Genomic DNA, 24699 nt, shown 5'->3' with positions numbered 1-24699 from the left:
AAAGTCACTATAACAAAGCCATATGTTGAATAACATTTTCATCTGAGTTATCAATTTGTAATCAGAAGATTATTCTTTTAGCTAAATGGTGGGATGGTTATGCGTGTTGTGGTGCTGGGAAGTGGCGTTGTAGGTGTCAGCAGTGCATGGTATTTACGCCAGGCAGGGCATGATGTCACGGTTATCGACAGGGAAGCTGGGCCGGCAATGGAAACCAGTGCGGCAAATGCCGGGCAAATCTCACCGGGTTATGCGGCACCCTGGGCGGCGCCCGGTGTTCCGCTCAAAGCCATAAAATGGATGTTCCAGCGCCACGCACCGCTGGCCATTAGCCTTGATGGGACACAATTCCAGTTGAAGTGGATGTTGCAAATGCTGCGTAACTGCGACATGCGTCATTATATGGAAAATAAAGGTCGCATGGTGCGATTGGCAGAATACAGCCGTGATTGCCTGAAAGAACTGCGTCACACCACCAACATCCAATATGAAGGTCGCCAGGGCGGGACACTGCAATTGTTCCGTACCGCGCAGCAATATGAAAATGCCGCCAAAGATATCGCGGTACTCGAAGATGCTGGCGTGCCATACCAATTACTCGAAGCCAGCCGTTTAGCGGAAGTCGAACCTGCACTGGCTGAAGTCGCTCATAAACTGACGGGCGGCTTACGTTTACCCAATGATGAAACTGGTGATTGCCAGCTGTTTACGCAAAATCTGGCGCGAATGGCTGCCGAGGCGGGCGTTCAGTTCCGTTTCAATACATCTGTCGACCGTTTGCTCTATGAAGGCCAAAATATTTATGGCGTTCAGTGCGGTAAAGAAGTGGTGAAGGCCGATGCTTATGTGGTTGCCTTCGGTTCATATTCGACCGGGTTACTGAAAAATATCGTTGATATTCCTGTCTATCCTCTCAAAGGCTATTCGCTGACCATCCCTATCGCCGACGAGCAAGGCGCACCTGTTTCGACTATTCTCGATGAGACATACAAAATTGCTATCACGCGCTTTGATCAACGCATTCGTGTCGGCGGGATGGCAGAAATTGTCGGCTTTAATACAGAATTACTGCGGCCGCGTCGTGAAACGCTGGAAATGGTGGTTCGCGACCTTTATCCACGCGGTGGGCATGTTGAACAGGCAACATTCTGGACTGGCTTACGTCCAATGACGCCGGACGGCACACCAATTGTAGGCCGCACGGCGTTCAAAAACCTGTGGCTTAATACGGGGCATGGCACGCTTGGCTGGACGATGGCCTGTGGTTCAGGCCAGATGTTGAGCGATTTAATTTCAGGAAGAACGCCAGCGATTCCCTTTGACGATCTCTCGGTTGCACGTTACTCCCCCGATTTCAGGCCGACAGGTTCACAGCGTCTTCATAACGCTCATAACTAATTTCAAACAAGGAGAGGACAATGTCCCGTCCTGTTGTTGCAACGCTTAATCTCAGCGCGCTGCGTAATAATTTAAACGTCGTTCGTCAGGCTGCACCCCATTCGCGTGTCTGGTCAGTTGTTAAAGCGAATGCATACGGCCATGGCCTGGAGCGTATCTGGTCGTCACTACGTGAAACCGATGGTTTTGCCATGTTGAATATTGAAGAGGCCATCTTGCTGCGTGAACGCGGTTGGAAGGGGCCGATTTTGATGCTCGAAGGTTTCTTCCACGCTGATGAATTACCGTTGTTTGACCAATATCGTCTAACCACCAGTCTGCACAGCAACTGGCAGGTGAAGGCCTTAGCGAATGCCAAACTCAAGGCGCCACTGGACGTTTATTTGAAGATGAACAGTGGAATGAACCGCCTGGGTTTCAGCTCCGAGCGTGTGCATTCCATCTGGCAGCAACTGCGGGTTATCACTAACGTTGGGCAGTTAACGCTGATGGCGCACTTTGCTGATGCCGAACAAACGGATGGCATTGTTGAGCCGATGAAACGAGTGGAGCAAGCGGCGGAAGGGCTGGATTGTCCGCGTTCACTTGCTAACTCGGCGGCAACGTTATGGCATCCGGAAGCACATTTCGACTGGGTTCGCCCGGGAATTGTGCTGTACGGTGCCTCTCCGACTGGCCAGTGGTGCGATGTTGCTACTAGTGGTTTACAGCCGGTAATGAGCCTGCAAAGCGAAATTATTGGCGTACAGAACCTTAAACCGGGTGATACGGTGGGCTACGGTAGCCGTTATCGCGCCAATGCCGAACAACGCATTGGGATTGTCGCCTGTGGCTATGCTGATGGTTACCCGCGTCATGCTCCGGACGGCACGCCAGTTCGTGTGGATGGCGTACTGACGCACACTGTGGGGGCTATCTCCATGGATATGCTCGCCGTTGATCTCTCGCCATGCCCGCAAGCGGGGATCGGGAGCCCAGTTGAGCTGTGGGGGAACGAGGTGAAAATTGATGATGTGGCCCATGCAGCTGGTACGGTGGGTTACGAATTGATGTGTGCACTGGCGTCCAGAGTGCCGGTTGTGACGCGCTAGACGTAATAATAAAGACCGGATGGTTTCCCGCCGGTCTTTATTTAAAATTACTCAGCTTCTTCGCTCTCGACGCGTACACCGATTTTAAGCACCTGGTTATCTTCTTTCTCGGCGACGGTCCAGATCATACCAGCGAATTCTATCTGGTCTCCGACAACCGGCGCACCGCCTAACATGCTAACCACAAATTCACCTAGTGTTTGATGCGTATTCACGCTGTCATCCAGCTCAAGTCCGTAAATAGTGGCGACATCTGCAAACTGTGCATTGGCTTCGAGAATAAAATCACCAAAGAAACGCTGATCGAGCGACACAGGCGGCGATTGGCTGAACATTTTACCGAGCGCGGGTAAATCACGTTCACGTCCAATCACACACAGCACGTCACCGACTTGCAAACGCGTTCGGTCGCTGGGGTTAAGCAAAACATTGTCGCGGAACAGAGCGGCAATCCGCGTGTCTTTCGGCATTTTCAGGTCGCGCAGGGCGGCACCGATACACCATTTATCTTCGCTAAGCTGATAAACAAACTGCTCCCACGGGTTTTCCGGATGAATATCCAACCCCACGCGAGAAACTGGCCAGCCTACTGGCGGCACCACAACCTTGGCTTTTTTTGCCGCCCAGCTCAGAGATGTGCCTTGTAATAACAGCGATACCAGTACCACGAAGAACGCAACATTGAAGAACAGGCGGGCGTGCTCAAGCCCGGCCATCATCGGGAAAACGGCGAGGATAATCGGTACTGCACCGCGTAATCCGACCCAACTGATAAACACACGCTCGCGTAGATTAAAGCCACGGAACGGCAGCAGTCCCAAAAAGACAGACAGTGGACGAGCAAAGAAAATCATCCAGATAGACAGAAGCAGTGCAGGAATAGCAATCGGCAGCAAGTCGGATGGATTAACCAGCAATCCTAGTACCAGGAACATGCCGATTTGTGCAAACCACGCCAGCCCGTCAAAGTTTTGTAGAATACCAAAGCGGCTGCGAATAGGGCGATTGCCCAGCAAGAAACCACAAAGATAAACCGCCAGAATACCGCTACCGTTTAACGCGGTAGTGATACCAAACACCATAATCCCGCCGCTTAACGCCAGCAATGGGTATAAGCCTTGTGGCAGCGTAATACGATTGATCATTTGCAGCAGCAGATAACCGCCGCCTAGGCCAAGCAAAATCCCCAGGCCAAACTGCTGGATGATGTCCACCAGGAACATCCAGCTCAGGCCGCTTTGCCCCTGTTGAATCATCTCAATGAGCGTGATGGTCAGAAACACAGCCATCGGGTCGTTACTGCCAGACTCAATTTCAAGCGTTGCGCCAACACGTTCGTTCAGCCCTTTACCGCCCAGTAATGAGAACACTGCTGCGGCATCGGTTGAGCCGACGATAGCGCCAATCAGCAAACCTTCAATCAAATTGAGGTTAAACAGCCAGGCGGCGGCCATGCCAGTTAAGCCTGACGTGATAAGAACGCCAACGGTGGCGAGTGAAAGCGCGGGGCCGAGTGCGACTCGAAACGAGCTGGCCTGGGTACGCATCCCGCCATCAAGCAGAATCACCGCCAGCGCAAGGTTACTGACCAGATAAGCGAAAGGATAATTATCAAAAGGAATACCACCAACACCATCAATCCCCGCTAACATGCCAATAGCGAGGAATATAACCAGGATGGGGATACCAAGACGCGAGGAAAAGGAACTCAATAAGATGCTACAAGTTACCAGTACGGAACCTAAAATAAACAGACTGACTATCGCCCCTGCGTCCAAAATTATCTTTCTCCTTTGCGCTTGTATCTATTCGTGTGACAAATTTTAACACGGAAATCATTGATTCATCGTGCTATCTGAGCGCGTTATTTTACTTTTTTACTTCAATACTGGATGACCACTGATTGTCAGGTTGGCAGTTTGCCCATCGTGATGCAGTTCTCCGTAAGCTCCCAATGGCAGTGTGACGGTTTCCGGTTCATGACCGAATGGCAAGCCGCACAACACGGGAATAGACAGTCTTTGCTGCAACATCTGGCACATTTCATTGAAATCATAGCCTTCGTCATAATCGCTTAACGTTGCACCGTTGAAGCTACCAAGAATTAGCGCTTTTTGGCGCGCTAAAATCCCGGCGTGGTGAAGTTGTAGCAATAAGCGCTCGACGCGGAAAGGGTGCTCATTAATATCTTCAACCACCAAAATGCCACCATCAATTGCCGTTAACCACGGTGAACCCATCATCGATACCAGCATGGCGAGATTACCCCCCCACAGTGTGCCTTTTGCTGAACAGGCAGGCGTTGGGCTTTGCCAATTAAGGGTGAATTTCGGTTCGGTAATGGCTTGCCAGAAATGCTGCCAGGTAAAGCTGTTTAACTCTTCTGCGCCAAAATTACCGGCAAGCATAGGCCCGCTAAAAGTAATCGCACCCGTTTGAGAAAGCAGGGCTAACTGGATAGCTGTAAAATCGCTGTGTCCGCAAATAATCGGCGTATGTTCACGAAACGCATGGCCCAGGCGTGAATAGTCAATATTTTCAAGCAGACGCGTCGCCCCGTAGCCACCACGTACCGCCAGAACGATATCGCACTCTGCTGGCAGTACGGATAAATCCTGAATATCAGCCAAGCGTTGCTCGTCAGTTCCAGCAAAACGCTGGAAGCGGCGTGTCACCACAGATTGATTTTCTACCCGATGACCAGAGGCTTTCAGGCGTTCAATCCCGCGTGCAGCCGCAGCCTGATTTACACAAAAACCTGAAGGGGCAATCAAACGAATCGTGGACATGGCATTTCCTTGCAGAAAGTGAATTGGTTATCATGCCGCTATCAACGGTGGTTGTCACCCGTCTGGCGGTGATGAATATTGGTAAGTCATAAAAGGATAGATGCGTGAATATAAGATGGCTGATTGTATTGGTTCTGTTTTTAGCTGGATGTTCAAGTCACACCACAAAACAACCTGAGTGGGATCCAACAAAACCGGTACAACGCGCATTAACATGGATGCCGATAACCGAACAGGCAGGAAAAGAGTGGGGCGTTAGCCCGCGAGTCGTTACGGCTATCATTGCTGTGGAATCAGGTGGTAACCCCACGCTTGTCAGTAAATCCAACGCTGTAGGCTTGATGCAGATTAAAGCCTCAACAGCGGGCAGAGATGTGTATCGCCATCTGGGTTGGGGCGGCGAGCCGTCAACCAGCGAGTTAAAAGACCCGGCGCGTAATATCTCGATTGGTACGGCATATTTGAGCATCCTGGAGCACGGCACACTGGCCGGTATTGAAGATCCGCAAACCATGCAATATGCATTACTGGCGGCTTACGCCAACGGTGCTGGTGCGTTGTTAAGGACGTTTTCGTCCGATCGCAAAAAGGCTATTGATGAGATCAATGACCTAAGCCCAGATGAGTTTTACGACTATATCGCTAAGAACCACCCGGCACCTCAGGCACCGCGCTATTTGTATAAGGTGTCGCGCGCGCTGAACGCCATGTAACTCACCATGTTTCAAGCGGCAGGTGTGTTGGTTACACTCACAAACCCCAGTCATTTACTCAAGTAAGTGACTGGGGTTAATTCACCCCAAAATTATTTAACCTTGCCAGCCTTCTCACGCGCTGAGCGTTCCAGTGAGAAAATAATTCGCTGCAATTCACGCTCAACTGCTGGGTTAACATTCAGGAAGCGGAAACTCAGGCGAGGGGTACTTATCGTCTGATTTTTGCTGTCGATAACTTTTCGTTCCGAGAGCGTTATCAACTGCATATCAAAGTGAAACTTACCCCATTGCACCAAATCCATCTCAACTTGTGAAAAGCGCATTCCGATTTTCAATCCTTCCGGCAGTGGTCCGTCAAGCAACGCACCCATGCCACCTAACGACAAATCACAAAGTCTGAACTCGAATGGGGAGCCGTCCGGTAGCGCCGTATTGCAGTGATAGTAAGGCTGAAGCGGGGCTGTGATTCGGAAATATTCACGACGCTGCACAAACCACAACGACGGGGGGAGTGGGGCGTGAAAAGCGGGTAAGTTCAGGTAATTTATGGCCTGTATTTTTGGCAAAATAAATTCAACCTTCGCTCCTTCGGTTTCTGCTGTGAATTGAATATTTGGTGCCTTTTGCGCGGCCAGATTTTCCTGGGCCTGGCTTCCAAAATCCATAATCAAACCCGTAGCAGTGACCTCAAGGATCTTGCTGATAAATTGCCCTGATGGCCAACTAAGACGAATAGGCACCTGGTTTTTATGCAGATCACGTAACACACCTAATACTGCCAGTGGACTTTGTTTCAGAAACTGCTCGTTATAGTTACTCAAGGCCAGGTCCATGTTGTGTTTTAGAAGGCGTTAAGCAGGTTTATCGGCAGAAAAATAAAAAACTTAAGATAAATCTCAAGGTTTTAAGCTCGATAATTCAATAGCCTGGTGATGTTGGTCACATTTTTCTAACACTTGATTATACTTAGCGTACCGACAGACAGAACCCACTGCCAAATTGATGTGGATTCTGACTTGTTACCACACACAATAATGAAGAGGACGTTCAACATGGGTATTCTGGCCTGGATTATTTTCGGTTTGATAGCAGGTGTTATCGCAAAACTAATTATGCCTGGTAAAGATGGCGGCGGTTTTATCGTGACCTGTATTTTAGGGATCATCGGTGCTGTTGTGGGTGGTTGGGTTGCAACATTTCTTCATATTGGAGGCAGCGTGACAGGCTTTAACCTGCCAAGCTTCCTTGTCGCAGTAGCAGGTGCCATTATTGTCCTGATTATTTACCGCATGGTTCGACGTTAATTATTAGATGACGTATAAAACGGCCTCAATTTGGAGGCCGTTTTGCTTTACTGCTTCTGAGTAAAAAAATCGTTGTACAACATATAAAGATGCGCAGCACTCCAGGAGAAATTCGGTGCACCTTGTTGCTCACCATTAAGTGGATTGTAGTTTTCACGGATTGGGCCATCGGTCATCAGGCCATTTGCATGGGCCAAGAACCGGTTGGCCATTTCCACGGCGTCAGTACGGTAACCATAACGCTCCATTCCTTTCAGCCCAAAGTAGAACTGATCTACCCACACGCGCCCGCGCCAATAAATATCCGCTCCAAATGCCGGATTGGTCAGCGCTGCGGTGCCTAGCGGCACGTAAGTATTAAACTCTTTCGGGTCTTTCATGACTTTCACCACGGCATCAGCATGTGCCTGGGTCGCCGCGCCATTGAACAGTGGCGACCAACCCTCAGGTCCTTTGCCTCGCGCAACAATCGGTTTGCCTGCACAGCCATTTGCCAACGGTTTATCTTCGATACGGATGTCGTAATAGAAGCCGGTAGCATCATCAAACATACAAGTGTTGATGTAGTCGGCCAGTTTTTTAGCGTGTTGGTTAAACCGCTGCGCATCTTCCGGTTTACCGAGGATCTGCGCCATTTCTGCCAGCCAGGTGCTGTCGCTGTACATATAACTGGCCTGATCCACCGACTCTTGTAATAGCGAATAACCCAGTAGTGTGCCGTCAGGCGCGCGGTTTTCGGCAAACAATACCTGCCAGTCCTCGCGTTTGCCGCCTTTATCCAGATAACGTTGCAACTGGTCTGGGTCGATAAAGCCAAATACGGCTGCATCATCACGCCCGGACTCCCACGACGCTGCGACCTGAGCTGGAATATCAATGCTGTCATACTTCCCGCTGCGCAATATACGGTTGTAGTTATCCAGACCCACCATCTTTTGCTCTTTGTTTCCACGTTTCACGGTGAAGATCATTTTCCCGTCAGGTGTGTTATGTGCTTTATCACGGGTTGCGCCATATTCAGGCACGCCATTTCTGTTGTGGTCGCGGTTGCGCAGCCACCAGTCGTGATAGGCCACCAGATGTGGATACATCTCCTCAAGCCAGGTTTTGTCGCCCGTAGTTTTGTAGACTTCCATCACAGACCAGGCCGCAAGGCTCGGTTTGGTGTTGCGTTCATTCCAGTTACTACCATCGCCGCCACGCTCTGGGCTGGTATTATAAGCAATAAGATCCGGCACAAAACCTGCGTCCCATGGGCGAACAGGGTCGTCAGCCGGAATTTGCCAGGCAAATACAGCGCGGATGTTATCTTTGGCAACCGACGGGTTGAAATGCGCCATGGCATAAGCCTGCTTCCAGGTGTCCCACGGCCAGGTCTGGTTGCCTGAGAACCAGCGTCCGGTTACTGATGGTGTAACAGAATCAAATTTCATGGCACCGGCAACACCACGCCAGTTACCGTTTAGTGTCTCAATCGCTTTTACTGCGACTCGGGTTTGTGCAGCTGTGGCATCCGGGTTATTCAAACCTGTTTTCAAATAGCCTTCCCAGCGTTGTTCCGAAGCCATGAGGTACGGCTGCGGATTTTTGAGAATATCGGCAATCTTGCTCTGTTCTTTTTGTACTTCGGTTGCCGTTAGCAAATGAGAGTAGGTGGTATAAACCGTGGTTGAACCGTCAATTTTCGCCTTAGCGACAAAGCGATGACCGTCGATTTGCGTGCTCATTGGCAGGGTTTTATGGATTTGGTACTGGGACTCGCCAGAGGTCATTAAATTAGAATCTGCGCGCACTTTACCAAAGTTCACGGTCAGGCCGTCGGCGGTGGCATGCAGTGTGCGTGTGTAGCCAGGGAAAGCCTGCTCAATGGTTTGGTCAGATTGCGGTTTCTGTTCCTGAAGATGGTATTTCTCAAGTAATTCTCCATCCCACACTAGTTCTAGTGGTGCATCAGTAGTGATTTCTGTCGCCAGCAATGAGGTGCGTGAAGTAACAAAACGCAGCGTCATTTTCACCGTCACACCCGGTGCGGTCAGTGTCTGGATAAGCGCGCCCGGGATGCTGTGCGCCTGCATAGTGAAAGCGATTTTCTGGCCATTTTTATACACGCTCAGACGGTCGAAATTGTTCGCCATAAAGTTGATGTATTCTTCGGTCAGCAGTGCAGGGCCGGGGAACCCACCCATTCCTTCACTGCTTGCCGGTAATAAATGCCCGTGCCATGCACCGTCATCAAACAACGGGTTAAAACGCTGATGCTCATCAAAATCGTAATCGAGCATCGCGTGTGGTGCACCGGTACGGTCAATCACGTTTTGATAATCGTTGGCTTTTAACGCTGTTGTGTCGTGGTGTGCGGTTTTACATCCAGCCAGTACCAGTACGGCTGCGAGTGGAGCAAGACGGAATAATGGTTTCATGTTGTGTCCTTACCAGTAGAAATATTGCATCAGGAATACCGAGTTGCTGGCATCCGTGGTGTTGTTATGCAGATAAAAACGGCTGTCCAGCGCGGTGGCAAATTTACCGTCGAAATATTCGTACCAGATACCAAACTGCGCATAAGAGGTGGTCTGGTCTTCAGCGTTATCCAGCAGGTGCTTTGCATAGCTCCACGCGGTGGACAAATAAAGCCCTTTGCTCGGTTCAACCATACCGCTGAGCATCATCCCGCTTTCACTCCCAGGGTGATATCCATCACCTTTACCTGTGTGGTGCCAAACGCGTCCCGCCAGATGTTTGCTCTGTAAACCCAGCAAATAGAGTTGTCCAGTGCCATCGGTGATTTCCAGCCCGTTAAGCAGTGTTAAATCTTTCTGAATGTCGTATTGAAGATAGCCGTTGATCATCGCCCGATAAGTGTATTTATCTGAATAACGGTCATATTTACCGAAATGTAGCCAAGCTTTGCTTTCGTCAACGCGGCTTTCTGGAGCTGCGGTGATGCTGTAGCGAAAATCGCCAGTGAGGTTTTGCACTTTGGCGGCATAGGTTAAATCGCGAGTGTTAGGGATCACGTAACCATATTCCGGCGTGAAGTCACCCCACCATTGCAAGTCATCCAGTGATGAATCGTTGCGTCCGCTTAAAATCCATTCGGTGCCTTTATCAGTGCGGTAGCCCGCGTAAAAACGGTTGATGCCACCCTCGAAGCCACCCCAGCTATGGTCCGGTACCCACGCATTGCCCTGATGGTCAGCCTGAACGGTCCAGCCTTCGCCATAAAGCAGACCAAACCAGTTCCCATGTTTGACCTCCAGACCGCCTTCAATGTAGGTGCCGTCACTGTATTTATGCTTATCGTTGCCATTGAGGTAAACACTGCCGCCTAGCCCCATCTCACCGTAAAAACGCAATGCCGTTTCGCCGTCTTTGGTTGTCAGTATTGGTGGGGTAACAGGGGTTTCATGTTCAGCCGGTACAACGGTTTCTGCTGCCAGCAGCGTTTCTAAAGGGGAAAGCAATAAAACTAGCGGTGCCCAAGATAAAATTTTAACCATGAAGTCCATTCTTTGTTGTTATTGCTATTCTCAGTTAGCGTAATGGCGCACATACTAGTTAAAAATTTACTAAAATATACACTTGAATCAGTAAAGCGATAACTCGGTCACAACTTCAAATTGCATCATGGCAGGTTAAACGAAGGGCTATACACGCCACGCCTGTGCCATTAAGCTATTGTTTTCATCTGATGATTATTGGGATGTTATGGCAACTTTGAAGGAAATCGCGCAGGCAGCCCAGGTCTCTGTGGCTACCGTTTCGCGTGTACTGAATGACGATCCCACGCTGAGTGTAAAAAGCCAGACGCGCCAGAAAATCCTCGAAGCCGCTGAACGGCTGGAATATAAAGTCCCCAGCGCCAAACGCCAGGCCAGCCTGCGCATGACTTTTGCCGCAGTTTATACCCATGGCCAAGAGCTGGAAATCAACGATCCGTATTATCTGGCTATGCGTTATGGTATTGAAACGCAATGTGAAAAACTGGGTATCACGCTGGTTTCCTGTTATGACTTCAAAGGCGACAGAACGCTGCCAGCAGCCGATGGTTTACTCATAATTGGTAAACCTCAACCTACTGCGCAGGCAATACTTGAACAGCAGGATTTACCACTGGTGTATCTCGATGGGGTCACCCACCACCCGCGTTTTGACTGCGTGAGCGTCGATTTATACAAAATCAGCCAGAAAGTTATCGACTACTTTATCTCCCGTGATTATCTGCGTATTGGTTTTATCGGCGGGCGCGATGACCCTGAATATGCCGATCAGCGCGAGCGGGCGTTTGTTGAATACGGGCTGAGTAAAAACGTGGTCCAGCCGCAAGATGTTTACTACGGCGATTTTAGCAGCCAGGCAGGTTACCAGTGCGCGAAAAAAATGCTCGCTGCTTCAAATGATTATCCGCCAGCCTTGTTTGTCGCGACAGACTCTATCGCTATTGGTGTGCTGCGTGCACTGCATGAAAACGGAATTAAAGTTCCTGAGCAAATGGCGCTGATAAGCGTCAACGATATTCCCACTGCACGATTTGTATATCCGGCGTTATCGACAGTGCGCGTCCATTCCGAAACCATCGGCGCGCAAGCTGTTAACCTGCTGATGGAACGTATCCGCGATGAACGTACCATTCCACTCTCAGTCTTTGTTCCCAGCTCGTTGCAACTCCGCGATACAACATTATCTTAATAAAATCAATGAGTAGTATTCGCACGCTCTGTTGGGACTAAAAGCCAACAGAGCGTTTCACTTTGTGACGGATGTTGATTTATTGTGATCCCTCCGTCATTTGGTAAACTTTAATTTTTAGTTTTACTAAATATTTACTATTGTTTGCTCATACACACGTAATGAGGATGTTGGCGTGAACAATTGGGAAAACATAGAAAAACAATCAGAGAACCGGCTACCCGCACGAGCATGGTTTCACAGCTATGACAGCGTTGAACAGGCGAGGGAACTAAACCGCTCCGCAAGCCAGGGCTTTATGTTGCTAAGTGGGAAGTGGACGTTTAACTATTTCGACCATCCGGAAAAAGTACCTGCTGAGTTTTACCGTCAGCCAATGACGGGTTGGGGTGACATAACCGTTCCGGGTATGTGGCAAATGGAAGGCCACGGTAAACTGCAATACACCGACGAAGGTTATCCATTCCCTATCGACGTGCCTTTTGTTCCAACCAATAACCCAACCGGTGCCTATCAGCGCCAGTTTTCACTTCCGAAAGAGTGGCTGCAACGCCAAATCATTATTAAATTCGATGGCGTAGAAACGTACTTTGAAGTCTACGTTAACGGTCATTACGTTGGCTTTAGCAAAGGTAGCCGTCTGAGTGCTGAGTTTGATCTCAGCCCTTACGTACAGGCAGGTGAGAACTTGCTTAGCGTACGGGTGATGCAATGGGCTGACTCCACTTATATTGAAGATCAGGATATGTGGTGGATGGCTGGTATCTTCCGCGATGTTTACTTGATTGGTCAGCCGCAAGTGCATTTGCACGACTTAACCGTCGTGACTGAATTTGACGAAAACTACTGTGATGCTGAACTCCAGATAAACTGCGAACTTCATAATAATTCCACAACGCCAACCGCAGGTTACCAACTTCATGCACAGTTGTTTGATGGCGAAAAATGCGTTGCTGAACAACAAAATACGTTCACACTACAAAACCACTCAACCTGCAAGTTTTTACTGCCGGTAAAACAGCCAAAGCAATGGAATGCGGAACATCCCAACCTCTATTTGCTGCTGCTAACTCTTCGTGATGGCAGCGGTAAAATCATCGAAGTGGTGCCGCAACAAGTCGGATTCCGCGATATCAAAGTGCGTGACGGCCTGTTTTATGTGAACGGTCGCTATCTGAAATTACACGGTGTAAACCGCCACGATCACGATCATCAGAAAGGCCGCGCGGTTGATATGGCCCGTGTTGAGCGAGATATCATTTTGATGAAGCAGCACAATATCAATTCAGTACGTACTGCTCATTACCCGAACGATCCCCGTTTTTATGCATTGTGCGACCAATACGGTTTATTTGTGATGGCGGAAACTGACCTTGAAAGCCACGGTTTTGCCAACGTCGGCGACATTAGCCGCATCACGGATGACCCAACGTGGGAGCATGCTTATGTCGAGCGTATTGAACGCCACGTATTGGCGCAGAAAAATCATCCTTCCATCATTATGTGGTCGCTGGGCAACGAATCGGGTTACGGCTGTAACATTCGGGCGATGGCTGCGCGCTGCAAGGAACTCGACCCAACGCGGCTGGTGCATTACGAAGAAGACCGTGACGCGGAAGTGGTAGATGTTATCAGCACCATGTACTCGCGCGTCTCAATGATGAACGCATTTGGTGAATACCCACATCCAAAACCGCGCATCATCTGTGAATATGCCCATGCGATGGGGAATGGGCCCGGCGGGCTTGCGCAATATCAGGCGGTGTTTAATCAACATAAAAGCCTACAGGGCCATTACGTTTGGGAATGGTGCGACCATGGTTTACTGGTGCATGACGAACAGGGACGTGAGCGTTACCAATACGGTGGTGATTACGGCGACTTCCCGAACAATTACAACTTCTGCATGGATGGCCTGATTTACCCTGATCAGCGCCCTGGCCCGGGTCTGCGCGAATACAAACAGGTGCTATGTCCGGTCAACATTCGCCAGACTGAACACAATGACGTGTTGCTGGTGGAAAACCGTTACTGGTTCAGCCCGCTTGGCGATATCGAGTTTCAGGTTGCATATCAGGTTGATGGCAAAACCATCGCGCAACAAACGTTAACGCGGCCTCACCTGCTACCAGGTGAGGCCGAAGAGCTGCCTCTGACACCACCGGAACTGCCTGCCGGTGAAGTCTTTATCAATGTTGAAATCGTTAAGCGCAGTGCGACGCGCTACAGCGAAGCGATGCACACTCTTGGTCATTACCAGATTTTGCGCCAACAGGCCCAATCGCGTGAGCCATTGCCACTCAAGAAATTAGGTTCGCTGAGTAATGAAACACAAGGGCATCAGCAGGTTATCAGCGGCAATGAGTTTTCTCTGACGTTCTGCCGGCTGAGTGGTGAGCTGGTTTCATGGTTAGTTGGAGGCGAAGAAATCGTTGGGCGAGCACCGCATCTGACTTTCTTCAAACCGACAATTGATAACCATAAGCAGGAATTTGAAGGGTTATGGCAGCCGTACCATATGCATTTAATGCAGCATAATTTCCGTGCCATGCGGCATTACTCGCAAGGTGAAGACGAAATTATTGAAATTGATAGCGTGATTGCACCACCGGTATTCGATTTCGGTATGCGCTGTACTTATCGCTGGCGCATCACCCCCGCAGGCCATGTCACGCTTGACTTGTCCGGCAGACCTTACGGTAATTACCAGGCAATCATCCCGAAAATCGGTCTCGATTTTGGCATTAGCAAGCGCTTTAAGCAGGTGGAATATTACGGACGTGGGCCGGGTGAAAACTACGGGGATAGCTGCCAGAGCAACCTGATTGGCCATTACCGCCAGCCAGTTGAAAGCCTGTTTGAAAACTATCCGTTCCCACAAGATAACGGCAACCGGCAACAAGTGCGCTGGCTAAGCGTTGAGGATGAAAAGGGTAACGGGATTTTCATTCAACCAAGCAAGCCGATTAACTTCAGCCTCTGGCCTTACAGTGCTGAAATGCTGCAACAAGCGCAGCACATCAACGAACTGGAAGCCAGCGATTACCTGACGCTCAACCTTGATGACCAAATTCTCGGCCTCGGCTCCAACTCCTGGGGTTCCGAAGTACTGGATTCGTTCCGGGTTTATCTCAAACCGTTCGAATACGGTTTCACGATGGTGCCGTTCCGTAAGGCTGAAGTCGCAACGGTCTGTCTGGCGAAATATGATTTCCAACCGCAAACCGTTCGCGCACTTTCTTGATGAGGCAGGCGTAATGATTATTTTAAATACATTAGAAGAATTCCAGTGCGTTTATCGGGCGGGGAAAAAGTGGCAACGCTGTATGGAAGCCATAAATAATCTTAAAAACATTGAGCCTAATGTTTTTTATTCGATAGGTGATTCGCTGGTCTATCGCCTCGCTGAAGGTTCTGCGGATAACGCGGCATTATTTGAAGGCAACCGCCGTTACTTTGACGTGCATTATTACCTTGCAGGTATTGAGACGGTGGAATATGCCGCCAAAACCGAATTAATCCAGGAAGTGCCTTACAAGGATGAAACTGACCGCGAGTATTTCTGCGGGCAGGGTGAAAAACACAAGCTAGTGGCGGGTAATGTCGCCATTTTTGAAAACCACGAAGCGTACCGATTTTCCGCCGGGGATGGCGTGCGGAAAGTCATCCTGAAAGTTACCGTTGAAGAAACGTATTTCCTTAACAAATAACTTTCGGTACCTGCCCAGTTTACCGGGCAGGTAAATACAATAAAAATACCCTACATGTGGAGTTAATATGGCTTCAACGAATAGAAACACTATTGGCAAGTTCGGACTATTAGCAATGACATTTGCGGCAGTTTTTAGCTTCAATAATGTCATTAATAATAACGTCCAGTTAGGTATTGCATCAGCCCCTGTTTTCCTGGTGGCGACACTTATTTACTTCATCCCATTCTGTTTGATCATCGCAGAATTCGTTTCGCTGAACCGTAATTCCGAAGCGGGTGTTTACGCCTGGGTAAAAAGTGCACTCGGTGGCCGTTGGGCATTTATCACCGCCTACACGTATTGGTTTGTTAACCTATTTTTCTTCACCGCATTATTGCCAAGAGTTATCGCCTACGCGTCGTATGCGTTCCTCGGTTATGACTATATTTTCACCCCGTTAACGACTGCACTTATCAGTATTTGCCTGTTTGCTTTTTCCACCTGGATTTCAAACCATGGGGCGAAACTGCTTGGGCCGATGACGTCTGTCACCTCCACGCTGATGTTATTACTGACGTTCTCGTACATCATCCTCGCGGGGGCTGCTGTAATCGGTGGTGTGGAGCCGGCTGATCCAATCAACGTTCAGGCGATTACACCGCAATTTAGCTGGGCATTCCTCGGTATTATCGCGTGGATTTTCCAGGCCGCAGGCGGTGCGGAATCTGTTGCGGTATACGTGAACGACGTAAAAGGTGGCAGCAAAGCTTTCGTGAAAGTGATAATCCTTTCCGGTCTGTTCATCGGTGGGTTGTATACCGTTTCGTCGCTGCTGATCAACGTCTTTGTGCATAAGGCTGACCTGCACTATACAGGCGGCACAGTTCAGGTATTTGAAGGGCTGGCGCGTCACTTCGGTTTGCCAACCATATTGATGAATCGTTTTGTGGGGATTATTTCCTTTACGGCGATGTTTGGCTCACTGCTGATGTGGACTGCCGCACCGGTGAAAATCTTCTTTACTGAAATCCCGAAAGGTATCTTTGGTGAGAAAACCGTGCGCCTTAACCAACACGGTGTGCCGACTCGCGCGGCCTGGATTCAGTTCTTAATTGTTATCCCATTGATGCTCATCCCAACTATTGGCTCGGGCAACGTGCAAGAATTGATGAATACGCTGATTAACATGACGGCTGCGGCATCAATGTTGCCACCACTGTTTATCATGCTGGCGTACCTGAATCTGCGCATGAAATACGATGCTGTAAACCGTGATTTCCGCATGGGGACACGGATGCAGGGCATTACCATCGTCAGTGTGTTGATTGTGATTTTCACCATTGGGTTTATTGCTTCTACGTTCCCGACCGGTGCCAGCATCATGACCATCATGTTTTATAACGTCGGTGGGTTGGTTATCTTCCTGGGCTATGCCTGGTGGAAATACAACAAATACGAGAAAGGGCTGGATGCCAATGCGCGTTATGAGGCGGATACTCCACTTGCCCAGATTGCGCTGGAACACCAGCAGGCAAAGCAGGTTGTACCACCGACAGGTGATGTAGCGGTAACACGGCAGTGATAAAAAACGGCCCCATTAATTGGGGCCGTTTTACATGTTAATACTTAGAAATCATATCCCACAGTAGCAATCACAGAACGCTCAGCACCCCAGTAGCAGTAACCCGTACCGTAACAGCCTGCAACGTAGTCACGGCCAGTAAGGTTGGTGGCGTTAAGCTGCACGAAAGCGCCTTTCAGCGTTGGTGTCCACGTACCGATATCGGCACGAAGCATTGCATCAAGCAGGGTGACAGAAGGTACGCGCAGGGTGTTTTCGTTATCTGCCCATTGTTTACCAATGTAGCGCACGCCAGAACCCAGGCTGATGCCAAAGTCAGCTTTGAACATAGCCCACAGGCTAGCCATTTGATCTGGTGTTACGTACGGTGTGTTGCCGTCGTTGCCGTCAATCGCATCTTTGAAGCGCACTTTGTTCCAGGTGTAACCCGCGATGGTTGAAAAACGTTGGTTCCACTGTGAGCGTGCTTCAAGCTCAACACCTTGCGAGTGTACTTTACCAGCAGGCTCATAATAGCTGCCCTGAACCACACGGTTGCCGACATCATTTTGCGTCAGGTCATATACCGCCATGGTGTACATATCCGCAGTACCAACTGGCTGATATTTCACACCTGCTTCATATTGCTCGGCGGTCGTCGGTTTTAGCAGCTTGCCCTGGGCATCCGGTAGCACCTGAGGGGTAATCGCCTGGCTGTAGCTCATGTACGGAGAAACACCGTTGGTGAATGCGTACAGTAATGATGCTCGTCCACTGAAATGATTGTCGGTGCGGTTATCTGTCACGTCACTGTCGATGGCATCAGCCACGATATGGCTCTTGGTAACGATATGGTCGTAACGGCCAGACAGCGTCATATGCCATTGATCCCACATCATGTCATCTTGCAAATAAACACCGGTCTGTTCGTACTGGCGCTTGCCGGCTTTGGTCAGCAGACCTTGATTGATGGTGGAATAAGTCGGATCACGCGGGTCGTAGTAGTAGAAACCACCAGGGCCGCCAGACTCGCCCGTCCACGGGTTCAGGTTGGTTGTGTAAGCTGAATCATCAGACAGATTGTTGGTGTATTTATGGAACTCGCCGCCCAGCACGACTTTATGATCCAGTTCGCCAGTTGCAAAATCGGCTTCTAACTGATTATCAATGGCATACGCATCAAGCGAAGACGTTTCACCGCTGTAGTAACGCATCAGCTCATCATGCGCAGTATCTGCCCATCCAATCTGGTAAGCCTGCTTCAGACCCACGTTTGAATGGGTATAGCTGGCGTTAGAACGGAAGGCCCACACGTCATTGAAGCCGTGTGAGAACTCGTAGCTATAAATTTGCTGGTGGCGTTTAAATTCATCATTGCCAGGTTCTACGTCAGAAAAGCCGGTACTGATTTTACGCCCGGTACTGGAGTAGAGGCTGCCATCAGACGGTACGGAACCGTGGAAGCCGCCAGAAGGATCTTTTTCCAGGTAAGCGCGCAGCAGCAAAGAGGTATTGTCACCAGGCTGCCACAACAGGGACGGAGAAATTGCATAACGTTCTTCACGCGTTTTCTCATATTGAGTATCGGTATTTTTGGTCATACCGGTTATGCGGTACGCCCATTCATCGTTAATCGCATTGGTGTAGTCGAACGCTGTACCGTTGGTATTGTTGTTACCGTACATGGCACGAACGTGGCCTTCCTCAATAAATTGCGGACGTTTTGAGGTTTCCATGACCAGGCCGCCAGGAATGGTTTGGCCGTAAAGTGCGGAAGATGGCCCTTTGATGACGTCGATACGCTCAAGGAACCATGGGTCAACTTGTACTACGTTGAAACTGCCGCCATCGCTCATCAGGCGCAGGCCATCAAGGAAGATGTTGTTCACGTCGCCGCCGTGGAAACCACGCAGGGCAACGGTGTCATAACGGGTTGCACCGCCAGCAAAACCGGTGAAAGCACCAGGCGTATAGTTCAGCGCATTGTTGACGGATAACGCACCTTGGTCGTCAATTTGTTGACGAGTAATCACAGAAACAGATTGGCCGGTAGTGATTAGCGGCTCATCCGTTTTAGTTGCGCCACGGCTGATTGTTGCGCTGTAGCCTTCAGTTGGGCTAGTGGAGGTTTCTGTCGGTTTTGCCGTTACGACGACGGTGTCTTCCGCCATAACATAAGCCGGAGCAGCAAGTGCAAGTGCAAGTGCGCAGAGTAAAGCAGAGCGCTTTACGTTAAATGCCAGTTTCATTTAATTATTTTCCCGAGAAGGTCTTGTTGTCATCGCCTGGAATGCTGCTCTTCGTCAGCCGAGTTAGGTTAAATTCAGGTGATGCCACCGCAATGTAAGAATGCGAATTATTATCGTTATTGTTTGCAGTTTCAAGTGCAAATATTGGCAGGTACGAAATCAAAGCCCATGAAAAGATTAATGTTTATGGCGAGCTGCGAGGGGAAGGTATCCTCATCCCAACCTTTTATTCCAGGAGAAGGAAAAAGTGACATGAGGGAAAATACGGGAAAATTCCCTCTCCTGTAGGAGAGGGTTAGATTGAGGGCAATGGATTACTGCGCAGTTGATGCGGCTGGTTTTGTCGTTTGCGTTGCAGGTCCGGGCGTTGCCGAAGGCAATTTATCCGGCGTTGAGTCACATGGTTTTTCTGTACCACACAGTAAATCGAGCATTTTCAGCGTCACACCGTTGGTCCAGCCAAACCCATCTTGCAGAGGATATTCGCCACCACCACCGCCAGTCCCCGTTGAAGATACATCATACTTCTCAACCAGTTTTTTCTCACGGTTGTAGGTATGTTGCACGTTGGTCAGGAAGCGCCAGGTGACTTCCATGGCTAAATCTTTATGCCCGTAATTTTGCAGACCTTCTGTGGCGACCCATTGCAAAGGCGCCCAACCATTTGGGGCGTCCCACTGTTGCCCCGTTTTCAAGTTGGTAGTGGCAAGCCCACCGGCTTTGAGCAATTGCGCACGAGTGATGGCCGCCATTTTATCGGCACGCTCTTTAGACGCGACATGCACATACAGCGGGAACAGTGCGGCAGCCGTCAGTTGTGAACGAACTGCGTTGGTTTTGAGATCGTAATCTGCATACCAGCCTTGTTTGCTATTCCAAAAATGCGCTTCCATAGCTTTTTGTCGTGCGTCCGCCAGCTGCTGATATTGTGTAGCCCCAGAGCTGTCTTTCGCCACGCTGCTGGCGTGAGCCAGTGTTTTTTCCATCTGGAATAACAGCGCATTTAAATCGACCGGCACGATAGATGTGGTGCGAATCGAACCTAGCTGCTCAGGTTTATCCATCCAGCGCGAACTAAAATCCCAACCGGAAGCGGCGGCGGCGCGTAGGTCACGATAAATCTCAGTCGCTGGGCGATTTGGGTTGCTCTTCGCGGTGGTGACGTCATCCAAATAAGATTCTGTGCGTGGCGTATCGCGGTCATCCCAATAACGGTTCAGCACCGAACCATCTTTGAGTTTCACTACGCGTAGGTTTTCAGTACCGGGTTGCAGCGAATCACTGCCTTGCATCCAGTAGGCATACTCTTTTTTAAGCTGCGGCAAATAAGTGGTGTAAGTCTCGTCACCATTGTGGCTGGCAAGAAGTTTGACCATAAACGCAAAGAATGGCGGTTGGGAACGGCTCAGATAATAACTGCGGTTGCCATTGGGAATATGCCCGTAAGCATCAATTTCATGAGCAAAGTTATCAACCATATCTTGCACTTTGTCCCAGTGACCACTTTCTGCAAGACCCAACATAGTGAAATAACTATCCCAATAATAGACTTCACGGAAACGTCCGCCGGGCACCACATACGGTTTAGGCAACGGCAGCAAAGAATCCCATTTATCCACGCTATCAGTGGTACGCGTTAGCACCGGCCATAAACTGTCGATATGTTCACGTAACGATTGACCTTCCGGTGGGACATACTTTTCACCTTCATGTGGCAGGCTAAAATTCACATCCACAAAATGGCGCAAATCAAAGCCAGATTGGTTCCGCTGCATTCGGTAATCTGCAAGGATCATCAACGGATCATTTTTAGGAACCGCATCAGCAAATGTCTTTTGGTCAGGGAATAATTTGGCTGTTTGCACATCGGTAAACAACGGGCCAAGGAGGACATCTGGTGGTTGGGGCTGGGCTTGTAAATTGTCATCCGCGGTAGCGGGGAAGGTAAAAGTGACGAACGCACAACCGATAGCTATTTGAATCGCAAGCAATAAAGTACGAGGACGGCGCAAAACGTGATAAGTCATTTATTGTTCTCCTTTGCAGGCTAGCGGTGAAGTTTTTCCGCAATCAACCCTATGAAAACCTTAGACGAATTTCGAGGCTGTACCAGTGGGAGATGTCGCATATTGCAACAAAGCAGATAAATCACCGGTGATGTTCCAACGCCTCATCCTTGTGGATTAATCAGCCACGTACCTGCTTTCTCAACCGATAACGTCATGTTTCGCGACTGCTGGTTATTATCACGTAACGTAATCTCATATTTGCCAACAGGCAGTTGCAGGAAACCGTAACCATTGGCTCCAGGTGTGACGTTTTCTGCCTTGCCATTCACATCCAGTTGTTCGCCATCATTCATTCGGACATAAATGCGTGCAAGCGTGGCATCGGTTACGGGCAACACGCTTTTTGCTGTAGTTGACGGAGCTTCTTCCGCACTGGTCGTTTTTTCAATCTTCGCAATCTTAGGGCCGCTGGATAAGTGGCCACCAAAAATGATGCCACCGACGGCAATACCGACCAATAAGCTCGCGGCTATTTGCAACGGTAATTTGTATCGCTTTTTGAAAGGTGACAATGGGGTAATTTCCGCATTCTCCACTTCAATGAGCATAGTGCCGGGCTGTTTTAGCGGAATGAGGCCATTAATCCCACTCAAAGGGATTTCAGCCAGCGCGGCAAATTCAGCGATAGACTGGGGCCTGTCTTCAGGTTTCAACGCCAGTGCGCAATCAACCGCATGTAACAGACTATGGGAATAACCTTCCGGACGATTTTTGGCGAGCTTAACGCAGGGGTCTTGAATCGTTCGCGTGACGCTAGCTGGCGGGCAGTTGCCGGTGATAAGCGTGTAGAGAATCGCGCCGAGCGCGTAGATATCAGTCCATGGCCCGAGCTGGTTTTCCAGGTCCTCCGCATATTGTTCCAGTGGAGCAAAACCGGGGTTCAGAGACGTTTTATTCCCATCACCGTTTTCGGTATTGGTGCGGCGTGGGGCACCTGCGTTTAACAACAGTGGCGCTCCGTTATCCTGAATCTGAATACTTCTGAGCGACAAATCGCGATGAATAAAACCTTCGTCATGAAGAATCGCCAGCGCGCCGCACAGCATTGGCAGCATATGGCGTATCCAGGTTTCATTGATGATGTCGGGCTGATGCTGATGTAATTCTGCAAGCGTCATGCCGCTGGAATAGAGCGATGCGGCGTAGGCAGTTTCGTTTTGCGTCCAGAAACTTAAAACTTGCAGCAGATTAGGGTGGTTAAATTGCGCGAGCTGACGGGTGGACTGAACAAAACGCTTCAGTCCAGTGTTGAACGCCTGGCTATCTTGTTTGCTGCGCAAAACCAACTGCATATTATCGCTACGCACAGTCAGCGCACGGGGCATAAACTCCCGGATAGAGACAGGTCGTTCAAGTTGATGGTCCCATGCTTTATAGATGACATGGGTATTCGTCGATTCAGTCACTTGCTGAATTTCAAATTCGTCGAAACGGAAACCAGGCGGCAGAGCGTCGGGGAGTTCTGAGTCGTAATCTTTATCTGTCATGATGGCCTTTCTCTGCTCGAAATCGACGAATATTCAGTGTTACTTCTGGGCGCGCCATGCGCCAACCGCTGGATCACGCAATTGCGGACGTAGGGAGTCAATCAAAAGCAGCGTAATCGGGGTGTCCGGTGCCAGCCAGGCTGACCACACTTTGCGTACTTCATTCAAACGCGCCTGAATCCCTGATTCATCAACTGTCATTTCCCGCGATACTTCGACGGCGACAGTTCCCGTAGCTTGCCAGCTATTTAGCTCAGAGTTATAGGGCAAAATCATCCAGCTTTGCGGGGCGTGTTCATTGCTGACAACCATGCGTTCATTGTTCAGGCTGGTAATAAGCAAGCTGTCAGAACTCGCCTCTTTGCTTAATCCGCTCACAGGGAAACCATGCACGAAGGTCATCATATGGCGTTTTTCGCCATGAACACCGCTCTGAATGATTTCACTACGACCATTCAACCAGCCGCCTTTTTCACATTTCCCGTTGGGAATAAACATGGCTGAAGCATTGGCATCACCTTGCCAGAAGGTGCGCAGGTGGCAGCCATCTTGCAGCGTAAATTCCTGCCATGGTGTGCGGTCAGCTAACGGTGACTTTGTTTCTGAATGCGCCTGGATATTGGGCTCGCTGGACACAACGGGGGCGATAATTACCGCCCAATCGCTATTTTTGGTGGCCGTACCAACGGCTAACGTTTCCCCTTGTGGATCTTCCAGTCGCCAACTCACCAGTTGAACCGAGTTACACTGGCTTTCCAGCAGTGTTCCCAGACGCGGCATAAACACGTTGAGAAGATCTGGGTTTTTGTCGCCATTTGCGACGATACGCAGTGTGAGTTCAGCCGCACACCAGCTTTGTGGCGAGTTGTTTTGGATATTATCAATCCAGACATCCAGCTTCTGAGAAGGCGACTGTACAACACGATAGTTATCTGCCCACACGGTGGTAGATGCCAGCAACAGCGCCAAACCCGAAAGCCAGAGTTTCATATAAATCCTTGTTAGCCGAACAATTTTAAACGAAAGGTCAGGGCGTAAGATGCCGATAACTAATCAATAATCCATGTGCCACTATTTGCGTTTTGGCAGGCTTTGCTGGCGTCATCGACGGCAACACAGGTTGTTTTCTTCGCAGCTTTTCGAGGGCGCGGGCGGTCTTTTTTCAGCGTCTGTGCATACAGTTCGCTTTTGACAAGTGCGCGTGTTGGAACGTAGCCCAACATTTCCTGTTTATCCTCCTTGGCAATGGCTAACCAGTTATTCTCAACTTGACCAAGCACAGTATATGTTTGTCCATTTTCAAGCGTGCTAACAACTTTCCCACCAAAATCTGGCTTGCTCATAATCGAGCCCGGATAGAGTGCGCGATAACTGGCGTTGACGGGGGTGAACTCTTGCGGCGCAGAGACAGCGTAACGGTGTGTGAGCGTGACGCCATTAACTTCACTGCTCACAATAGTGTCATCCGTCATTTTTGGCGGTGGTGCTTTACAGCCTACGACCGTGGCAACAACAGCAAGGATCAACAGGTTTCGCAATTTCATCGTAACTTTCCCTGAAAAAATGGTTCAAACCTGGTCGCCGAAAAGGGCTGGACATGGCGAAGAAGAGACCCAGGAAGCTGAAGAGTTATTCACATCATTTATACATGATA

The 24699-nt window shown here is 49.6% G+C and carries 18 protein-coding genes; 8 read left to right on the top strand and 10 right to left on the bottom strand.

Annotated features, from left to right (window positions below):
• Positions 1-99 precede the first annotated feature (99 nt).
• Together FH968_RS01520 and dadX are read left to right on the top strand one after the other, a co-directional pair.
• Positions 100-1398: a D-amino acid dehydrogenase gene (locus FH968_RS01520; RefSeq protein WP_139877227.1), complete on the top strand. Its 1299-nt coding sequence runs from the start codon at positions 100-102 to the stop codon at positions 1396-1398.
• 20 nt (positions 1399-1418) lie between these two features.
• Complete coding sequence (gene dadX / locus FH968_RS01515; protein WP_139876622.1) at positions 1419-2489, top strand: catabolic alanine racemase DadX; 1071 nt, start codon at positions 1419-1421, stop codon at positions 2487-2489.
• Between the two features lie 47 nt (positions 2490-2536).
• On the opposite strand, the gene FH968_RS01510 is transcribed toward dadX, so the two are convergent.
• On the bottom strand, positions 2537-4267 hold the full coding sequence (locus FH968_RS01510; RefSeq protein ID WP_139876621.1) for a potassium/proton antiporter: 1731 nt from the start codon (positions 4265-4267) through the stop codon (positions 2537-2539).
• 99 nt (positions 4268-4366) lie between these two features.
• Positions 4367-5278 carry a muramoyltetrapeptide carboxypeptidase gene (ldcA, locus tag FH968_RS01505; protein WP_139876620.1) on the bottom strand — a complete coding sequence of 304 codons (912 nt, stop codon included), beginning with the start codon at positions 5276-5278 and terminating at the stop codon, positions 4367-4369.
• 104 nt (positions 5279-5382) lie between these two features.
• On the opposite strand from ldcA, the gene emtA reads away from it, so the two are divergent.
• Positions 5383-5991, top strand: a complete 609-nt coding sequence (gene emtA / locus FH968_RS01500; protein WP_139876619.1) for a membrane-bound lytic murein transglycosylase EmtA — start codon at positions 5383-5385, stop codon at positions 5989-5991.
• Positions 5992-6083: 92 nt separating this feature from the next.
• Here emtA and FH968_RS01495 read toward each other — a convergent pair whose 3' ends face one another.
• Positions 6084-6815 carry a flagellar brake protein gene (locus tag FH968_RS01495; RefSeq protein WP_139876618.1) on the bottom strand — a complete coding sequence of 244 codons (732 nt, stop codon included), beginning with the start codon at positions 6813-6815 and terminating at the stop codon, positions 6084-6086.
• Positions 6816-7046: 231 nt separating this feature from the next.
• On the opposite strand from FH968_RS01495, the gene FH968_RS01490 reads away from it, so the two are divergent.
• Positions 7047-7298, top strand: coding sequence for a GlsB/YeaQ/YmgE family stress response membrane protein (locus tag FH968_RS01490; RefSeq protein ID WP_139876617.1), 252 nt, complete (start codon positions 7047-7049; stop codon positions 7296-7298).
• Positions 7299-7345: 47 nt separating this feature from the next.
• Here the strand turns inward: FH968_RS01490 and ygjK are convergent, their stop codons facing one another.
• On the bottom strand, positions 7346-9718 hold the full coding sequence (ygjK, locus tag FH968_RS01485) for an alpha-glucosidase (protein ID WP_139876616.1): 2373 nt from the start codon (positions 9716-9718) through the stop codon (positions 7346-7348).
• Positions 9719-9727: 9 nt separating this feature from the next.
• On the bottom strand, positions 9728-10798 hold the full coding sequence (ygjJ, locus tag FH968_RS01480) for a protein YgjJ (protein WP_305038332.1): 1071 nt from the start codon (positions 10796-10798) through the stop codon (positions 9728-9730).
• A 208-nt stretch (positions 10799-11006) separates the two neighbouring features.
• On the opposite strand from ygjJ, the gene ebgR reads away from it, so the two are divergent.
• From ebgR to FH968_RS01460, 4 genes are all read left to right on the top strand, one after another.
• Positions 11007-11987: a transcriptional regulator EbgR gene (gene ebgR / locus FH968_RS01475; protein WP_139876614.1), complete on the top strand. Its 981-nt coding sequence runs from the start codon at positions 11007-11009 to the stop codon at positions 11985-11987.
• 175 nt (positions 11988-12162) lie between these two features.
• Complete coding sequence (gene ebgA / locus FH968_RS01470) at positions 12163-15231, top strand: beta-galactosidase subunit alpha (RefSeq protein WP_139876613.1); 3069 nt, start codon at positions 12163-12165, stop codon at positions 15229-15231.
• 13 nt (positions 15232-15244) lie between these two features.
• Complete coding sequence (locus FH968_RS01465; protein ID WP_139876612.1) at positions 15245-15697, top strand: beta-galactosidase subunit beta; 453 nt, start codon at positions 15245-15247, stop codon at positions 15695-15697.
• Positions 15698-15764: 67 nt separating this feature from the next.
• Positions 15765-17261: an amino acid permease gene (locus FH968_RS01460; RefSeq protein ID WP_139876611.1), complete on the top strand. Its 1497-nt coding sequence runs from the start codon at positions 15765-15767 to the stop codon at positions 17259-17261.
• Between the two features lie 44 nt (positions 17262-17305).
• On the opposite strand, the gene FH968_RS01455 is transcribed toward FH968_RS01460, so the two are convergent.
• From FH968_RS01455 to FH968_RS01435, 5 genes are all read right to left on the bottom strand, one after another.
• A complete protein-coding gene (locus tag FH968_RS01455) occupies positions 17306-19489 on the bottom strand; it encodes a TonB-dependent siderophore receptor (protein ID WP_139876610.1) in 2184 nt (727 codons plus the stop codon).
• A 314-nt stretch (positions 19490-19803) separates the two neighbouring features.
• Positions 19804-21516 (bottom strand): alpha,alpha-trehalase, encoded by a 1713-nt coding sequence (locus tag FH968_RS01450; protein WP_139876609.1) that lies wholly within the window; start codon positions 21514-21516, stop codon positions 19804-19806.
• Between the two features lie 143 nt (positions 21517-21659).
• Positions 21660-23045 (bottom strand): protein kinase, encoded by a 1386-nt coding sequence (locus FH968_RS01445; protein WP_139876608.1) that lies wholly within the window; start codon positions 23043-23045, stop codon positions 21660-21662.
• A gap of 39 nt (positions 23046-23084) precedes the next feature.
• On the bottom strand, positions 23085-24035 hold the full coding sequence (locus FH968_RS01440) for a hypothetical protein (RefSeq protein ID WP_139876607.1): 951 nt from the start codon (positions 24033-24035) through the stop codon (positions 23085-23087).
• 59 nt (positions 24036-24094) lie between these two features.
• Positions 24095-24589, bottom strand: coding sequence for an SH3 domain-containing protein (locus FH968_RS01435; protein WP_139876606.1), 495 nt, complete (start codon positions 24587-24589; stop codon positions 24095-24097).
• Positions 24590-24699: the final 110 nt, after the last annotated feature.

The sequence above is a fragment of the Buttiauxella sp. B2 genome (genome assembly GCF_006376615.1).
Classification (GTDB): domain Bacteria; phylum Pseudomonadota; class Gammaproteobacteria; order Enterobacterales; family Enterobacteriaceae; genus Buttiauxella.
Note: the sequence above shows the minus strand (reverse complement) of the source record. Positions and strands in the feature narration are given on the sequence as shown.